Origin of the sequence: Bacillus sp. MM09(2025) (genome assembly GCF_050496725.1) — a bacterium.
GTDB lineage: Bacteria > Bacillota > Bacilli > Bacillales > Bacillaceae > Bacillus > Bacillus pumilus.
Genome location: NZ_JBNWEN010000004.1, coordinates 513,313 through 527,444, shown reverse-complemented (window position 1 = coordinate 527,444; position 14,132 = coordinate 513,313). Strand labels below are relative to the sequence as shown.

The window sequence follows — 14,132 nt, the reverse complement described above, 5'->3', positions numbered from 1 at the left end:
TGATATAAATAGCTGTTAAGCGGTTTCATTCTAACAATCTCTTATTTTATTACCTTGTCAAAACGAGGATACCCCTTTATAATGTGTGTACATTGAATGTCTGTGTTAGGTTAACAAATGTCTTTTTAGAGAGGACATTGACGGAGAAAGGTGGAATTTCAGGTGAAGGCAATTCGAGTTGGACTATTAGGATTAGGAACAGTGGGGAGCGGTGTCGTCAAGATTATCCAAGATCATCAGGATAAATTAATGCACCAGATCGGCTGTCCGGTATTAATACAAAAAGTGCTTGTGAGCAATCCCGATAAAAAGAGAGATGTGGATGTGGCAAGAGAGGTCTTCACAACTGAAGTATACGATGTGATTAGAGATCCAGAGGTCGACGTCATTATTGAAGTGATGGGCGGCATTGAAGAGACAAAACAATATTTAATAGATGCTTTAAATGAAAAGAAGCATGTCATTACCGCCAATAAAGATTTAATGGCACTTTACGGAACAGAGCTTTTACATGTGGCGAAAGAAAATGGCTGTGATCTTTATTATGAAGCAAGTGTCGCCGGAGGAATTCCGATTCTGCGTACGCTGGAGGAAGGATTAGCCTCTGACCGAATTACGAAGATGATGGGGATTGTGAACGGCACAACGAATTTTATTTTAACGAAAATGAACGTCGATAAAAGTGCATATGAAGATGTCTTAAAAGAAGCGCAGGATCTAGGCTTTGCAGAAGCAGATCCAACAGCTGATGTAGAAGGACTAGATGCGGCAAGGAAAATGGCGATTCTTGCAAGACTTGGATTTTCCATGAATGTGGAATTAGAGGATGTAAAGGTCAGTGGCATCTCTGACGTTTCTGATGAAGACATTAATTTCAGTAAACGATTCGGCTACACAATGAAGCTAATCGGAATTGCCCAGCGGGACGGAGAAAAAGTAGAAGTCAGTGTCCAGCCAACGTTACTTCCTGATCACCATCCGCTTTCATCGGTCAACAATGAATTCAATGCGGTGTATGTCTATGGAAGTGCTGTGGGAGAAACGATGTTTTATGGACCAGGAGCTGGAAGTTTGCCAACGGCAACCGCTGTGGTATCAGACTTAGTCGCAGTCATGAAAAACATGCGCCTTGGCGTGAACGGAAGCGGATTTATTGCACCGCAGTTTGAGAAAAAGATCAAATCACCATCGGAAGTATTTGCTCAGCAATTTTTAAGAATTCATGTGAGAGATCAAGTCGGGGCATTTTCCCGCATTACATCTATTTTTTCTGAAAGAGGTATCAGCTTTGAAAAGATCCTTCAGCTTCCTGTGAAAGGGCATGATGAGCTGGCTGAAATTGTGATTATTACACACCGGACCTCAGAAGAAGATTTCTCAAATATCCTGCAAAAATTAAACGATCTCGACGTGGTGGTTCAAGTGAAGAGCACGTACCGAGTAGAAGGGAACGGTTTAAGCTGATGAAGTGGAATGGACTTATTGAAGAATTCCAAGAATTCTTACCAGTAAACGAATCAACACCAAAACTAACATTAAATGAAGGGAATACACCGCTAATCCACCTCTCCAAGCTTTCGGAAAAGCTAGGGATTGAGCTTCATGTAAAAACAGAAGGCGTTAACCCAACAGGTTCTTTCAAGGACCGCGGGATGGTCATGGCTGTTGCAAAGGCAAAAGAAGAAGGCAATGATACGGTCATGTGTGCTTCGACAGGGAATACTTCTGCAGCGGCAGCCGCTTATGCAGCCCGTGCTGATATGAAATGTATCGTCATCATTCCAGACGGAAAAATTGCCTTTGGCAAGCTTGCACAGGCGGTGATGTACGGAGCAGAGATCATTGCGATTGACGGTAACTTTGATGATGCACTGAAAATCGTCCGCAGCATCTGTGAAAAATCGCCGATTGCCCTTGTGAACTCTGTCAATCCCTATCGAATTGAAGGACAGAAAACGGCGGCATTTGAAATCTGTGAGCAGCTAGGTTCGGCCCCGGACGTACTGGCGATTCCTGTTGGAAATGCGGGGAATATTACCGCCTACTGGAAAGGCTTCAAGGAATACCATGAGAAAAAAGGAACTGGACTGCCTGTCATGCGCGGCTTTGAAGCAGAGGGCGCAGCTGCGATCGTGAGAAATGAAGTGATTGAGCAGCCAGAAACAGTGGCAACGGCTATCCGTATCGGAAATCCAGCAAGCTGGAAACAAGCTGTGGCAGCGGCAGATGAATCAAACGGAAAGATTGATGAAGTGACAGACGAAGAAATTCTCCATGCATATCAATTGATTGCTCGTGAAGAAGGCGTGTTTGCAGAGCCAGGCTCATGTGCGTCTATCGCAGGTGTGCTAAAGCAGGTGAAATCCGGAGAGATCAAGCCAGGCAGTAAAGTTGTTGCAGTATTAACAGGCAACGGATTGAAAGATCCGAATACGGCCATTGATATTTCACAAATCAAGCCGGTCACACTCGATGCAGATGAAGATCAAATTCTTGAACACTTGGAAAAGGCCGCGCGCGTATGAGTAAAGCCTCCATGCTTTTTTCAATCACAGTACCGGGAAGCACTGCCAATTTAGGACCAGGCTTTGATTCAGTTGGAATGGCGCTCAGCCGTTATTTAAAGCTATCGGTCTATGACCATGATAGCTGGCTGTTTGAAGCAGAATCAGAAGTCGTGTCTGGGATTCCATCTGGCACCGACAACCTCATTTATCAAACAGCCAAAAAGGTCGCAGATCACTTTGGAAAAACACTCCCGCCTGTTTATGTCAAAGTGTGGAGTGATATTCCATTGGCACGGGGGCTGGGAAGCAGTGCTGCTGCAATTGTGGCAGCCATTGAGCTAGCCAATCAGCTTCTTGAATTAAATATGCCGGATGATCAAAAGCTCTTTTTTGCAAGTGAGGTAGAAGGTCATCCAGATAATGCGGGTGCCTCTTTATTCGGAGGTTTACTGATTGGTCTTCATGAAGAAGACAAGACACATGCTGTCAAAGTGCAGCATGTGGATATAGATGTTGTCGTCGTGATTCCTTTTTATGAAGTACTGACAAAGGATGCCCGTGATGTCCTGCCAGAGGATTTTTCCTATAAACATGCCGTCAGTGCGAGTGCTGTGAGCAACGTGCTTGTTGCGGCATTAATGACGCAAAACTGGCCGCTTGTTGGAGAAATGATGAATAAGGATTTATTTCATCAGCCTTACCGCACAATGCTCGTCCCAGAGCTGTCGAAGGTAGAGCATGTCGCTTCGCTAAAAGGGGCGTATGGAACGGCATTAAGCGGTGCTGGTCCGACAATCTTAACCTTAGTTGAAAAAGGGAAGGGAGAAGCGCTGAAAAAGCAGCTTGCCCAAAACTTCCCGCATTGCGAAGTAGATTTGCTGACGGTACCAGTAGAAGGTGTTGTCGTGGAGCATGATCCAGTCAATCAAGTAAAGAACGTGCTGTAAAAAATGCACGTTCTTTTTTTATTCTTGTTTTTATAAAATGAAGCAGGGATTATTATTTAGAGGATCGAACTATTTTTTATGCATAAAAGGAGGAGGTACATTCATGAAGAAATTGATGACAGCAGAAGATTTAACGAAAATTGTTTCTGTTTCTCATCCGGTTTATTCACCAGATGGAAAAAAGGCGGTTTTTACAAAGGTCACGGTGAATGACAACAAAGACGATTATAATATCCATTTATGGGTTCGAGATGAAGAGACAGAGGAGCTGTCACAATGGACATTTGAGGATGGAAAGCATCATCAGCCAGTGTGGTCAAAAGACAGCAGGCAGCTTGCGTTTATTTTGCAAAAGCCAAAGGAAGCTCCTCAGCTTGCACTCATTCAGAGCAAGGGAGGCGGTGTGCGCACCTTAATGGCGATTCCTTACGGGGTATCTCATCCTGTCTTTTCACTAGATGGAGCTTTCATTTATGCGGCTGTGTCACTGAAACCATCAGAATCTGTTCATGATGAAAAGAAGGAAGAGCGAGATGAGTTCGCTCCTGCGGTATATGAGGATTTAACCTATAAAGCAGATGGTAGAGGCTTTTTAGATGGACGTTTTACGCAGATCATTCAAGTGGATGTTCATTCAGGAGAGGCCAGGGCAGTTACGAGCGGAGAGCATCATCATGTGAATCACACGCTCTCTCCGTGCGGGAAATGGCTTGCCTATATTCAATCAAATCCTCAGAAACCTTACATAAGTGACGTGTACCTCCAATCATTAGAGGACGGTACGACAAAGAAAATGACACAATCTGCTGGCGCTTATTCCGCCGTGTCTTTTGCTCCTAATGGAGAGAGCCTCGTGTATATTGGACATGAGCGTGAATTTCAAAATGCGACCTTCCCAGCATTATGGCTGTATGATCTGAAGGAGCAAAAAGTCATTCAGCTGTCAGAAATGCTCGATATGTATGTGGGCAACTGTATGGCAGGGGATAGCGTTATGGGCGAAGCCAATCAGCTTCCGCAGTGGACAAAGGATAGCCAGGGATTTTATTCGCTTGTTTCTGATCAAGGCAGTACAGGGATTTATTATTTCTCCGTTGAAGGCTTAGCCTATCCTGTTCGATTAGAGGCAGAACATATCACAAACTTCAGCCTTCATCCGAATGAATCCAAAATGCTGCTGAGCCGGCTGTCACCCGTTTCACCAAGTGAGCTGTATGAGCTGACATTAGGGGAGGCAGATCTAAAGAAAATCACGTTTGAGCATGATGAATTCCTCAAGGAGCATGTCCTATCGGTACCAGAGCCATTTTCGTTTCAGTCAAAAGAAGGCGGCGAGGTGCATGGCTGGTTGATGAAGCCTTCCCAGATGGAAGAGGGGAAGACTTATCCGCTTATTTTAGAAATTCATGGCGGACCGCATGCCATGTATGGTTATACGTATTTTCATGAATTTCAAATGCTCGCTTCTGAAGGCTATGCCATCGTATATATCAATCCTCATGGCAGTCATGGATACGGACAAATGTTTACCGACCGTGTGAGAGGGAGCTATGGTGACGTTGATTATGAGGATGTCATGCAAGCTGTTGATCATGTGCTGAAAGCCTATGATTTCCTTGATGAAACAAGACTTGGAGTGACAGGCGGCAGCTATGGCGGTTTTATGACCAACTGGATTGTCGGACAGACCGGCCGTTTTCGCGCAGCCGTCACACAGCGGTCCATTTCAAACTGGATTAGCTTTTATGGCATCAGTGATATCGGTTATTACTTCACAAGGTGGCAGATGGATGGGGATATTTATGATTCAGCCGATAAGCTATGGGATCGTTCGCCGCTAAAGTATGTGAAGCAGGTAAATACGCCGCTTCTCATCCTGCATAGCGATGAAGACTATCGCTGCCCAGTCGATCAAGCAGAACAGCTTTTTGTAGCACTGAAGGAGCTTGGGAAAGACACAAGGCTCGTCAAATTCCCGAAAGCATCTCATGATTTATCCAGAAGCGGCCATCCGGGGCAGCGTATTCAAAGACTGACCTTTATAAAGGATTGGTTTAGAGAGAAGTTAAACTAAAAAAAACGACCCAAATTCGGGTCGTTTTCATGTCATATATGAATTAGAAAACCTGTTCAACTTCTACAACGCCAGGCACTTCTTCTAATAATGCGCGCTCAATACCGGCTTTTAATGTAATGGTTGAACTTGGGCAGCTGCCGCATGCACCAAGAAGACGTAATTTCACAATGCCATCTTCAATGTCTACAAGCTCACAGTCTCCACCATCACGTAATAGAAATGGACGAAGTTTGTCCAGTACTTCCTGTACTTGGTCTTTCATTTCGACTTCAGTCATTGGATATAATCGCTCCTTTCACAACATATCACCATTATATTCATCTGGACGATAAAAATCTATTGATTGGTTTCAAAGTTTCCTTCTCATTATAGCACAATCTCATCTTGAAACAAAAAGTGATTTTGACTTTTTTCATACAGAAAATTCAGCTAAAATAAAGAAAGAATAGGGGGCTTGTTAAATGAATCAAACCGTCGATCTTTATGTATATGGAAGAGATGTACTCTGCGCTAGCTGCGTCAATCTGCCTTCTTCAAAAGACACATTTGAGTGGTTAGATGCAGCGTTAAAACGAAAATATCCGAATCAGCCGTTTCGCATCACATATATTGATATTGAGCACCCGCCAGAAAACGAACACCAAAAGAAATTGTCTGAACGAATTCTTGATGATGAATTCTTTTATCCGCTTGTCTTAGTGGAGGATCAAATTGTTGGAGAGGGCAATCCGAAATTAAAAGACATTTATCAAGAAATGGAGAAATACGGTTACACGGAGAGCAGTGAATAAACTGTTCTCTTTTTGAGAAAATAAACAGAACAAACGTTCTTTTTTAGGTTGAGAAAGAACGTTTGTTCGATTATAATGAAATGAAAGGAGCGTGAGCATCATGAATTATTTACTGAAACAATCTCTTCATCAGCAAATACCAATTGAGATGATTTATATGAAGAAGAACGGAGAGTGCACGAAGCGTAAAATTATTGTTCACCGTCAAACAGACCAGCTCATCCAAGCGTATTGTTTATCGAAAAAGACGATGAGAACGTTTCGTAAAGACTGCATCCTTGCCCTTGCTCCAATCAAATTGACCCGTTCATCGGCACATGCCGTTTCATAGAAAAAAGCTCCCTCGACGAGAAGGAGCTTTGAGATAAAATTCACATGATGTTAGCCATTGTGATGCTTATACATCCAAAGGAGTCCGGATTTTAGAAGTCTTGGTACACGGCCAACAAGTGGACGATCTGCTACTAAGCCAAAGCCAGCTTTTTTTCCTAAAGATCCTAAGACACCTTTTAACTTAAACTGAGGATAAGCCTCAGGAAGCGGCTCGTTTTTCCAGCGTTTTTGCAGAGATTGGACAATTTGTTCTGCCTGCGCCTCGGCAAGCTGTGCACTTGGAGCATGCGGAAGACTTGCGCAATCACCCACGACATAGACGTGCTCATCTCCAGGGAGATTGTGATGAGGTGTTAATACGACGCGGCCTTGTACGTCTTTTTCAACATCCATCTCTCGTATCACTTTGCTTGGCTGAATGCCTGCTGTCCATACGATGACCTCTGCTTCAATGGCATCATCATGGTTATAAACAACACCTTCTTCAACCTTCGTAATATTCGCACAGTTAATGATCTTTACGTCATTTTCTTCAAACCACTTTTGCACATATAAACTTAATCTTTTTGGGAAGCTTGATAGAATCAGCTCTCCGCGGTCAAAAAGAATAATGTTTAAATCAGCACGGCTTTCTCTTAATTCACTGGCTAGCTCTACCCCGCTAAGTCCAGCACCGACGATGCCAACCGTTGCACCTGCACTCAAATTGTTTAATTTGTTATACGTATGTCTTGACTGATCAATGGTTTGAATGCTGTATGTATGTTCTTTCGCACCAGGGACATTATGATACTTGTCCTCACAGCCGAGCCCAATCACCGTGTCGTCATAAGGAATGGGTTCACGGTCGCTGAATAAGATCTGTTTGTTTTCAATATCAATTTTTTCTACTTCCCCATATTGAATATCCAGCTTCGGATGCTCTGGAAATGATACTCGAATGTGATGATCAGAGATCGTTCCAGCAGCGAGTGCATAATATTCTGTTTTTAAACAGTGGTAAGGATTTCGATCAATTAATGTGATGGTAACATCATCAGGTAATTGATTTGGCAATAAGCGGTGGAGAACCCGCATATTCCCGTAACCTCCGCCGATCAAGACTAAATTTTTCATGACGATTCTCCTTTTCCCCGTAGACATTGAAAAACACTTATACTAAAAAACTTTAAGTTAAAATACCAAATAAAATTATATCGAATTTACTGTGAAACCACAATAATTGTTTCAAAATAACCTACATATTCATTAGTTAGTCCTAAATAGTAAAACATTTTACGAGGAATAGGCGTAACGATACAGGTGAAGCTCATGTTTTGACTAATAGAAGGAATTTCGGTAGGATGGTAAAGCAATGTGAGGTGAAGCAAAGTGTTCCCACTGATCGAATTTTGTGTAAGTAATCTTGCGCAAGGGTCTCAAGAAGCAAAAGAGAAGCTTGATAAAGACCCAAACCTAGACGTTATGGAATACGGCTGTTTAAGCTATTGCGGCAAATGTATGGACTCCCCATTTGCACTCGTGAATGGAGAATTTGTTTCCGGAGAAAATGCAGAGCAGCTAGTCGAGCGTATTTATGCTTTTATAGAGGAAAATGAGATGTTTTAAATGCACCACATGGGTCATGAGGTGCATTTTTTTCATATTTTTAGTTTCCATTTTTAAGGAGAATCGATAGAAAGCGCATCCAATATGTTATGCTAATAAAATATCATCAAAATGAAGCATCACACGAGAGAAAATGAGGCATATGCATAATAAAAGCCCCTTGCCATGGCAGCAAAGAGCTTTTATGTATGAAAAACGGGGGATGATAAGATTGTCTCCTGAACCGACTCCTTTTATACTATAAAGAAACAACATTTTTGGAGGAAGCTCATGACATCATTTCAATTCACGAAAATGCACGGGTTAGGAAATAATTATATATACGTCAATCAGATGAAGGAACAGCTTCCAGAAGAGCAGCTATCAGAGATCGCGATCCGGGTTTCTTCTGTTTACACAGGAATCGGTTCAGACGGAATGATTCTTATTTGCCCATCAGATGTTGCACCTGTGAAAATGCGCATTTTTAACAATGATGGTTCAGAGGGGAAAAACTGCGGTAACGGTCTGCGCTGCGTGGCTAAATATGTGTATGAGCATCAAATCGTAACAGACACAACGTTCCAGATTGAGACATTGTCAGGACTCGTTGAAGCGACCGTTCATGTGCAGAATGGTACCGTACATTTAGTGACAGTAGATATGGGAAAGCCTCGTTTTGAAAAAGAAGAGATGCCGATGCTTGGCGAACCAGCAAGCACAACGATTAATGAACCGATTGATTTTGGCACGATGACCTTAAATGGAACGGCTGTTTCAATGGGAAATCCGCACATCGTTTTTTACCTGGAGGACATTGATAAGGCACCGCTTGATACAATTGGGCCAATCATCGAAAAACACGACATGTTCCCAGAAGGCGTCAATGTAGAATTTGTAGAAGTGGTCAGTGAAACAGAACTGCATTTTCGTGTGTGGGAAAGAGGGTCTGGTATTACTCAAGCCTGCGGAACGGGAGCTTGTGCGGCTGCTGTATCCACGATTGTGAATGGACAGGCGAAAAAGGAAACAGACATGACGGTTCACTTAGCTGGCGGAGATCTCATCATTCGCTGGAAAGACAATGAGCATGTGCTTATGACAGGACCTGCTGAAACGATTTGTGACGGCACATTTTATCTGTAAACCATTTATTTGAGAAAAGGCACCATCACGTTTATAATTGAAAAGAAACATCCAGTCAAAAGGAGGGATGATCATGAGTACACCAGTAACCATTACAGAAGCTGCTGCACTGCAGATTAAAGATATGATGAAAGAACATGAAGAAGAAAATGCGTTCCTACGAGTGGGCGTAAAAGGCGGCGGCTGCAGCGGTCTTTCATACGGAATGGGCTTTGACCATGAAGTTTCAGAGAAAGACACGCAGTTCGAACAGCAAGGCATAAAGGTCCTTGTCGACTCCGGAAGCCTTGATATCATGAACGGCACCATCATTGACTTCAAACAATCACTAATGGGCGGCGGTTTCACGATTGACAATCCGAACGCGATTGCGTCATGCGGATGCGGTTCTTCGTTCAGAACAGCGACGAATACCGGTACGCCGGAAGAGTGTTAACAACTGATCGTGAATTAAGATAAGCCTTCTTGTTCGTTTGTTTTTGTAAACAACACGATCGAGGAGGCTTTTTTGATGAAGAAAACCAACCATAAAAAAAGAGACACTCATTCAGTGTCTCTTTCTATATTGCTTCTTCTATTTTCAACAGCTCTTTATCCAAGACATCCACCAGCTCTTGGGTGCTAAACATATAGATGACCACTTCTTTATTGTCATCTTCCACATGGACTTCAATCACCATTTTAATCTTTGCTGGTTTTTCGTGGTACACCACTTCAAATGTACCCATTTTTTCCGTTTCATTGTTTTTATTCATTTTTTGAACTTTGGAGAGTATCTGTTTGATTTCTTGATCACTCAATCCAGAATCTAAAATTGAAGTGGACACACGATTTAAAAATGGTTCTAGTTGATCAACATCAATATTCAATCCTGCTGCGAACTGAGCATAATGTTTATTATAGTCTTTTGCAAACAGTTCAACTGAGCCACCAATCATCAGTAATAAGCCCAAACTGATTATGAAACGTTTTAACATCTTTCCACCTATCCTTCATTAAGATCTTCTTCTTTTCCTATATCGGTTGATCAGATGAAACCTTCATTCTCACTTCAACCATTTATAAATCGCTCAATTTTGTTACAGCTTGCTCTCACAACTGGCTATTTCCACCCGAAAAGAGTATCATGAGAACCAAACATAAACTGTAGGTAGAAAAGAGGTTGCTGAGGTTTGAGTGAACAAATCAATTGCAGGAACTGTCATGAACTGATTCCGTATCGGTCCAAAACGTGTCCAGCTTGCGGGATTGAGAAGCCGCTTCCGAAAAAGGAACGTGTGAAGGATCGGGTAATTTTGGTTGTGGCAGGGATTGTTGTGGTGCTGCTTGCTGCAATGGTACTTGGAATGGCGAATGCCTATATTGGGGTTTTTAAATAAACGAAAAAGGAGTTCCGCTAGTGGGAACTCCTTTTTTTGATCTCGCTTATTTGTTTTCAAATAAGCTTGTGGAATGAAGAGGCTGTACACGGGCTTTCGGGTCCATGTAGGCTTTCGCATTGTTGACAGCCGTTGGTGCTTCACCAAATCCGCTTGCGATTAATTTGACTTTTCCTTCATACGTACAGATGTCTCCTGCCGCATAGAAGCCTTCGATGTTTGTTTCCATTGTGGATTTCACAACGATCGAGTTCTTTTCGATTTCAAGACCCCATTGCTTAATTGGTCCGAGGGAGGAAACAAAACCGAAGTTGACGATCACATCGTCCACATCAAGTACTTGTTTTTTGTCGCCTTTGACTTCTTCCAGCACAATCTGTTCAATGCGGTCTTCACCAACGAGCTCCGTTGGGACAAATGGTGTCACGACATTGACTTTTGAGTTGTGCAGGTTTTCTACACTGTGCTCATGTGCGCGGAATTTATCGCGGCGGTGAATAATGGATACTTCTTTTGCGATAGGTTCAAGCATCAGTGCCCAGTCCACCGCAGAGTCTCCGCCGCCAAGAACAGCGACACGTCTGCCGGCAAATTGGTTCAAGTCATTAATGAAGTAATGCAGGTTGCTTCCTTCAAATGATTCTGCTGCACTTAGCTCAAGCTTTCTCGGTTGGAATGCACCGTTACCAGCTGTGATGATGATCGTTTTAGAATAATGAATCTCTTGATTTGTCACAAGTTTAAAGATCCCATCTGCCTGTTTTTCAACCGTTTCAACTGCTTGCTCTAAGCAAATGGTTTGATCAAATTTATCCATTTGTTCCTTTAAGTTATCAACTAATTCTTGTGCGCGGATTTTTGGAAAACCAGCCACATCATAAATATATTTTTCAGGGTAAAGAGCGGATAATTGACCGCCAAGCTGAGGAAGGCTCTCAATAATTTTCACACTTGCCTGTCTCATGCCGCCGTAAAAAGCAGTAAACAATCCTACTGGGCCGCCCCCGATAACGGTAATGTCATATACCTTAGAATCTTCTTGCATTCCTTTAATCCTCCCAAATGAAAATTGTTATCACTATATCATATCATACCACACATCGTCGTTTGACTTGTTTTGAAAAACTTGTCGTTTTTTGATGCCGAAGCTTTGAAAAAGAGGAAAAAGTGAGAAAGACCGTTTATCATAAGGATTTTCAGTTTAAAGCCTTGAAAATTGGATCAGAACTCGCTATTATTGTTAAGGGAACTAAATATTAATTTTTTATGAATTTTTGTCGGATACGGTCAAATGCTTTCGTTTTATGTAGGTGAAAGTTCAGATTTTCACATACTTATTTTTTTGTTTAAATTTCATAAAATGCCGGAAAGCGGTTGAGAATAACGATATGTAATTCTTTTATCCGTTTTACAGCAAATTTAAAAAAGGTGGATGTGATTCCAGTGAATAAACCGAAAATCGTTGTATTAGGTGCAGGTTATGGCGGATTAATGACTGTAACAAGATTAACAAAACAGCTTGGCACAAATGATGCGGACATTACTCTTGTGAACAAGCATAATTATCATTACGAAACAACATGGTTACATGAAGCAAGTGCAGGTACACTTCATCATGACCGCTGTCGTTATCAAATCAAAGATGTGATTAACAGTTCCCGTGTCAACTTTGTACAAGCAACAGTTGAAAGCATTAATAAGGAAGAGAAGAAAGTTGTGACATCAGATGGCGAACTTTCTTACGACTACCTTGTTGTTGCGCTTGGTGCTGTTCCTGAAACATTTGGTATTGCAGGATTGAAAGAATATGCATTCTCAATCTCTAACATCAACTCTGCTCGTCAGCTTCGTGAGCACATTGAGCTTCAATTTGCGACATATAATACGGAAGCTGAAAAACGTCCAGAGCGCTTGACAATCGTTGTCGGCGGTGCGGGCTTCACAGGTATTGAGTTCCTTGGTGAGCTTGGAAACCGTGTACCTGAGCTTTGCAAAGAGTATGATATTGATCAAAAAGACGTGCGCATCATCTGTGTAGAAGCTGCACCAACAGCTCTTCCAGGATTCGATCCTGAATTGATCGACTATGCAATGAACTACCTTCAAGGAAAAGGCGTTGAGTTCAAAATTGGTACAGCGATCAAAGAATGTACGCCTGAAGGCATCATTGTTGGAAAAGACGATGATACTGAAGAAATCAAAGCTGAAACTGTTGTTTGGGCTGCTGGTGTACGCGGTAACCCAATCGTTGAAGAAGCTGGATTTGAAAACATGCGCGGCCGCGTAAAAGTATCTCCAGATCTTCGTGTACCAGAAAATGATGATGTATTCATCATCGGTGACTGTTCATTGATCATCAATGAAGAAATCAACCGTCCATACCCACCAACTGCACAAATCGCGATGCAGCAAGGTGAAACAGTAGCGAAAAACCTTGCAGCACTAGTGAAAGGTGGTTCTCTTGAAAGCTTTAAGCCAGACATCAAAGGAACAGTTGCTTCTCTTGGTGAACACGACGCTGTAGGTGTTGCATTTGGTAAAAAACTTCAAGGAACAAAAGCTTCAGCAATGAAGAAAATCATCGACAACCGTTCTTTATTCATGGTTGGCGGACCAGGACTTGTTCTGAAAAAAGGAAAATTCAAGTTCTTCTAAACCGATATAGACAAAAACGTGTATCCTCGTGATACACGTTTTTTTTTGGCATATTTTCTTACTTGGTCATTAGCAGTAAAGTATGGTATGATGAATTATCAGAAAATTTAGATTAAGGGAGTGAACAATATGAATGCACATACAAAAGAAAAAAAGCCTACTTGTCAATATTGTTCGGGGAAAGGATATTTTCAGCTATTGCTCGGCGGATCTGAAACATGTGAGGAATGTAAAGGGACAGGAAAGAAGCTTTAATCCATCTGCTTTTTCCATTGATTGACTTCATCTCTATTTCCAAGTTAAACTAATGATGGGATATTTGGGGGTGGAGATGAAGTGATCAGTTTACCAGTCGTTATTATTTCCGTTATTTTATTTTTCGTGTTATTCTTCGGCATTGGCTTTTTGCTCAATATGCTGCTGAGAATGTCATGGATTATGGCTATTTTATATCCAATTGTATGCCTTTTCATTATCAATAATCAAAAGATGATCGCTTATGTCAGAGAACCGGGCATCGCTTTTTCAGGAATAGGGGACCGCATAGTCTCTCTCGCTGCGGCTGATATCATAATCTTGTTAAGTGGTCTGATTGGTGCAATTGCATCAGGTTTTGTCATTAATGCACTTCGAAAAAGAGGATATCAAATGTTTTAACTCACTTGTGGATAGGCAAGTGAGTTTTTTTGTTTCTCCTTTGCATAGTTTCC

Annotated in this window: 16 protein-coding genes and 1 pseudogene; 13 read left to right on the top strand and 4 right to left on the bottom strand. The window is 42.0% G+C overall.

Features of this window, described 5'->3' with window-relative positions; genetic code table 11:
* The first annotated feature begins 162 nt into the window (after window positions 1–162).
* The 4 genes from ACQYAC_RS09105 to ACQYAC_RS09090 all read left to right on the top strand — a co-directional run bounded on the left by ACQYAC_RS09105 (window position 163) and on the right by ACQYAC_RS09090 (window position 5,528).
* Window positions 163–1,464 (top strand): homoserine dehydrogenase, encoded by a 1,302-nt coding sequence (locus ACQYAC_RS09105; RefSeq protein WP_058013762.1) that lies wholly within the window; start codon window positions 163–165, stop codon window positions 1,462–1,464.
* Window positions 1,464–2,525: a threonine synthase gene (gene thrC / locus ACQYAC_RS09100; RefSeq protein WP_058013763.1), complete on the top strand. Its 1,062-nt coding sequence runs from the start codon at window positions 1,464–1,466 to the stop codon at window positions 2,523–2,525. The genes ACQYAC_RS09105 and thrC overlap by 1 nt, the downstream gene beginning before the upstream one ends.
* Window positions 2,522–3,454 (top strand): homoserine kinase, encoded by a 933-nt coding sequence (gene thrB / locus ACQYAC_RS09095; protein WP_058013764.1) that lies wholly within the window; start codon window positions 2,522–2,524, stop codon window positions 3,452–3,454. The genes thrC and thrB overlap by 4 nt, the downstream gene beginning before the upstream one ends.
* A 103-nt stretch (window positions 3,455–3,557) precedes the next feature.
* A complete protein-coding gene (locus ACQYAC_RS09090; RefSeq protein WP_429943144.1) occupies window positions 3,558–5,528 on the top strand; it encodes a prolyl oligopeptidase family serine peptidase in 1,971 nt (656 codons plus the stop codon).
* A 43-nt stretch (window positions 5,529–5,571) separates the two neighbouring features.
* Here the strand turns inward: ACQYAC_RS09090 and ACQYAC_RS09085 are convergent.
* Window positions 5,572–5,871 (bottom strand): annotated as a pseudogene (locus ACQYAC_RS09085) (NifU family protein).
* 121 nt (window positions 5,872–5,992) lie between these two features.
* Between ACQYAC_RS09085 and ACQYAC_RS09080 the strand changes: the two are divergent.
* Both ACQYAC_RS09080 and ACQYAC_RS09075 read left to right on the top strand, forming a co-directional pair.
* Complete coding sequence (locus tag ACQYAC_RS09080; protein ID WP_429943143.1) at window positions 5,993–6,322, top strand: YuzD family protein; 330 nt, start codon at window positions 5,993–5,995, stop codon at window positions 6,320–6,322.
* Window positions 6,323–6,422: 100 nt separating this feature from the next.
* Entirely contained in the window at window positions 6,423–6,653 is a 231-nt protein-coding gene (locus ACQYAC_RS09075; RefSeq protein WP_058013767.1) for a hypothetical protein, read from the top strand.
* Between the two features lie 50 nt (window positions 6,654–6,703).
* Here ACQYAC_RS09075 and ACQYAC_RS09070 read toward each other — a convergent pair whose 3' ends face one another.
* Window positions 6,704–7,771 carry an NAD(P)/FAD-dependent oxidoreductase gene (locus ACQYAC_RS09070; RefSeq protein ID WP_061409507.1) on the bottom strand — a complete coding sequence of 356 codons (1,068 nt, stop codon included), beginning with the start codon at window positions 7,769–7,771 and terminating at the stop codon, window positions 6,704–6,706.
* A 255-nt stretch (window positions 7,772–8,026) separates the two neighbouring features.
* Between ACQYAC_RS09070 and ACQYAC_RS09065 the strand changes: the two genes are divergently transcribed.
* From ACQYAC_RS09065 to erpA, 3 genes are all read left to right on the top strand, one after another.
* Complete coding sequence (locus ACQYAC_RS09065; RefSeq protein WP_003213414.1) at window positions 8,027–8,263, top strand: YuzB family protein; 237 nt, start codon at window positions 8,027–8,029, stop codon at window positions 8,261–8,263.
* A 270-nt stretch (window positions 8,264–8,533) separates the two neighbouring features.
* On the top strand, window positions 8,534–9,388 hold the full coding sequence (gene dapF / locus ACQYAC_RS09060; RefSeq protein WP_427128155.1) for a diaminopimelate epimerase: 855 nt from the start codon (window positions 8,534–8,536) through the stop codon (window positions 9,386–9,388).
* Between the two features lie 73 nt (window positions 9,389–9,461).
* A complete protein-coding gene (gene erpA, locus ACQYAC_RS09055) occupies window positions 9,462–9,824 on the top strand; it encodes an iron-sulfur cluster insertion protein ErpA (RefSeq protein ID WP_429943142.1) in 363 nt (120 codons plus the stop codon).
* A 124-nt stretch (window positions 9,825–9,948) separates the two neighbouring features.
* Here erpA and ACQYAC_RS09050 read toward each other — a convergent pair whose 3' ends face one another.
* Window positions 9,949–10,365 (bottom strand): hypothetical protein, encoded by a 417-nt coding sequence (locus ACQYAC_RS09050; RefSeq protein WP_339163760.1) that lies wholly within the window; start codon window positions 10,363–10,365, stop codon window positions 9,949–9,951.
* Window positions 10,366–10,560: 195 nt separating this feature from the next.
* Between ACQYAC_RS09050 and ACQYAC_RS09045 the strand changes: the two genes are divergently transcribed.
* Window positions 10,561–10,767 (top strand): hypothetical protein, encoded by a 207-nt coding sequence (locus tag ACQYAC_RS09045; protein WP_012011136.1) that lies wholly within the window; start codon window positions 10,561–10,563, stop codon window positions 10,765–10,767.
* Window positions 10,768–10,813: 46 nt separating this feature from the next.
* Here the strand turns inward: ACQYAC_RS09045 and yumC are convergent, their stop codons facing one another.
* Window positions 10,814–11,812: a ferredoxin--NADP reductase 2 gene (gene yumC / locus ACQYAC_RS09040; RefSeq protein WP_169055636.1), complete on the bottom strand. Its 999-nt coding sequence runs from the start codon at window positions 11,810–11,812 to the stop codon at window positions 10,814–10,816.
* A 392-nt stretch (window positions 11,813–12,204) separates the two neighbouring features.
* On the opposite strand from yumC, the gene ACQYAC_RS09035 reads away from it, so the two are divergent.
* The 3 genes from ACQYAC_RS09035 (at window position 12,205) to ACQYAC_RS09025 (ending at window position 14,079) form a co-directional block, all read left to right on the top strand.
* The gene (locus ACQYAC_RS09035; protein WP_161808666.1) at window positions 12,205–13,422 is read left to right on the top strand and encodes an NAD(P)/FAD-dependent oxidoreductase; all 1,218 of its coding nucleotides are present in this window, start codon (window positions 12,205–12,207) and stop codon (window positions 13,420–13,422) included.
* Window positions 13,423–13,551: 129 nt separating this feature from the next.
* Window positions 13,552–13,677, top strand: a complete 126-nt coding sequence (locus tag ACQYAC_RS09030) for a YuiA family protein (RefSeq protein WP_429943141.1) — start codon at window positions 13,552–13,554, stop codon at window positions 13,675–13,677.
* A gap of 81 nt (window positions 13,678–13,758) precedes the next feature.
* Complete coding sequence (locus tag ACQYAC_RS09025; protein WP_003212933.1) at window positions 13,759–14,079, top strand: YuiB family protein; 321 nt, start codon at window positions 13,759–13,761, stop codon at window positions 14,077–14,079.
* The last annotated feature ends 53 nt before the right edge of the window (window positions 14,080–14,132 follow it).

Coding starts and splice junctions, on each gene's coding strand:
- thrC (WP_058013763.1), top strand. CDS start 1,464: ATGAAGTGGAATGGACTTATTGAAGAATTCCAAGAATTCTTACCAGTA.
- thrB (WP_058013764.1), top strand. CDS start 2,522: ATGAGTAAAGCCTCCATGCTTTTTTCAATCACAGTACCGGGAAGCACT.
- ACQYAC_RS09090 (WP_429943144.1), top strand. CDS start 3,558: ATGAAGAAATTGATGACAGCAGAAGATTTAACGAAAATTGTTTCTGTT.
- ACQYAC_RS09080 (WP_429943143.1), top strand. CDS start 5,993: ATGAATCAAACCGTCGATCTTTATGTATATGGAAGAGATGTACTCTGC.
- ACQYAC_RS09075 (WP_058013767.1), top strand. CDS start 6,423: ATGAATTATTTACTGAAACAATCTCTTCATCAGCAAATACCAATTGAG.
- ACQYAC_RS09070 (WP_061409507.1), bottom strand. CDS start 7,771: ATGAAAAATTTAGTCTTGATCGGCGGAGGTTACGGGAATATGCGGGTT.
- dapF (WP_427128155.1), top strand. CDS start 8,534: ATGACATCATTTCAATTCACGAAAATGCACGGGTTAGGAAATAATTAT.
- erpA (WP_429943142.1), top strand. CDS start 9,462: ATGAGTACACCAGTAACCATTACAGAAGCTGCTGCACTGCAGATTAAA.
- ACQYAC_RS09050 (WP_339163760.1), bottom strand. CDS start 10,365: ATGTTAAAACGTTTCATAATCAGTTTGGGCTTATTACTGATGATTGGT.
- yumC (WP_169055636.1), bottom strand. CDS start 11,812: ATGCAAGAAGATTCTAAGGTATATGACATTACCGTTATCGGGGGCGGC.
- ACQYAC_RS09030 (WP_429943141.1), top strand. CDS start 13,552: ATGAATGCACATACAAAAGAAAAAAAGCCTACTTGTCAATATTGTTCG.